This is a genomic window from Mesorhizobium sp. M7D.F.Ca.US.004.03.1.1 (assembly GCF_003998635.1).
In the GTDB taxonomy this organism is placed as follows: Bacteria; Pseudomonadota; Alphaproteobacteria; order Rhizobiales; family Rhizobiaceae; genus Mesorhizobium; species Mesorhizobium loti.
Genome location: NZ_RZQG01001173.1, coordinates 1 through 1,587, shown reverse-complemented (window position 1 = coordinate 1,587; position 1,587 = coordinate 1). Strand labels below are relative to the sequence as shown.

Sequence of the window (1,587 nt, the reverse complement as noted above, 5' to 3'; positions counted from 1 at the left end):
CGCCGAGGCCACCTTCGAGAAGGTCGGTTTGCTGATGGGTGGCGCTGAACCCGGTCACGCCGAACACACGCTGGAGACGGCATGATGCGCCTCGAACTCGTCAAACGCCCGCAGCGCTCCGCGCTGTTTTCGGCCCTGTCGCCGTTCATCGCCTTCGCGCTGACGATCATCGCCGGTGCCATCATGTTCGCGTTGCTCGGCGTCAATCCGCTGACCGCGTTCAATATCTATTTCATCGAGCCGATCAGCCAGGTCTGGCAGTTGCATGAACTGGCGATCAAGGCAGCGCCGCTCATTCTGATCGCCGTTGGCCTGTCGGTCTGCTACAAGGCCAACATCTGGAACATCGGCGCCGAAGGTCAGTTCATCCTGGGCGGCATTGTCGGCTCGATCATTCCGGTGCTGTTTCCGCAGTTCGAAGGCCCGCTGGTGCTGCCGCTGATGCTTTTGCTCGGCATGGTCGGCGGCGCCGCCTATGCGGCAATCCCGGCCTTGCTCAAGACGCGCTTCGGCACCAACGAGATCCTGACCAGCTTGATGCTGGTCTATGTCGCTCAATTGTTCCTCGACTGGCTGGTGCGCGGCCCATGGCGCGATCCGCAGGGCCATGGCTTCCCACAGACGATCCAGTTCGGCGACTCGGCCGTGTTGCCGGAACTTATGCCGGATGCCGGGCGGGCGAACTGGGGATTTGTCTTCGCGCTGGTCGCCGCAGTGCTGGTCTGGATCCTGATGAGCCGCATGCTGAAAGGTTTTGAGGTGCGCGTACTGGGCTCAAGCCCGCGGGCAGGGCGCTTCGCCGGCTTCGGCCTCAACCGGATGGTGTTCTTCGCCTTCCTGCTGTCGGGTGCGCTCGCCGGCCTGGCCGGCATCTCGGAAGTCTCCGGCGCCATCGGCCAGTTGCAGCCCGTCATCTCGCCCGGCTACGGTTTCACCGCCATCATCGTGGCCTTCCTTGGCCGCCTCAACCCGCTCGGCATCGTCGCCGCCGGTCTGGTGCTGGCGCTGACCTATCTCGGCGGCGAAGCGGTGCAGAGCGCGCTCGGCATTTCCGACAAGGTGGCGCGGGTGTTCCAGGGCATGCTTTTGTTCTTCGTGCTCGGCTGCGACACGCTCATCCACTACCGCATTCGCCTGATCGGCCTGGCGCTGACCAAACCGCAGGATGCCGCGAAACTCGAAGCCGCGCCAAAGTTGAAGGAAGCCCGTTGATGGACATCACCGTAAACATCCTTCTGACCATCGCCACGGCGGCAACGCCGCTGCTGATCGCGGCGATCGGCGAACTGGTCGTCGAGCGCTCCGGCGTGCTCAATCTCGGCGTCGAAGGCATGATGATCATGGGCGCCGTAGGCGGCTTCGGCGCCAGCTATCTCACGGGCTCGCCCTGGATCGGCCTCCTGGCGGCCATCGCCATGGGCGCGGTGTTCTCGCTGCTGTTTGCCGTCATGACGCTGTCGCTGGCCACCAACCAGGTCGCGACCGGGCTGTCGCTGACGCTGCTCGGTCTCGGCCTATCCGGCATGATGGGCACCAGCTTCGTCGGCCAGCCCGGCGAACGGCTGCCCAACATCGACATCCCTGGCC

The 1,587-nt window shown here is 64.5% G+C and carries 1 protein-coding gene and 1 pseudogene; both read left to right on the top strand.

Annotated elements, in window-relative coordinates:
* The first annotated feature begins 81 nt into the window (after positions 1 to 81).
* On the top strand, positions 82 to 1,212 hold the full coding sequence (locus EN935_RS35225) for an ABC transporter permease (RefSeq protein WP_126069138.1): 1,131 nt from the start codon (positions 82 to 84) through the stop codon (positions 1,210 to 1,212).
* Positions 1,212 to 1,587, top strand: a pseudogene (locus EN935_RS35220) (ABC transporter permease); the annotation flags it as partial. The gene EN935_RS35225 and the pseudogene EN935_RS35220, both read left to right, overlap by 1 nt.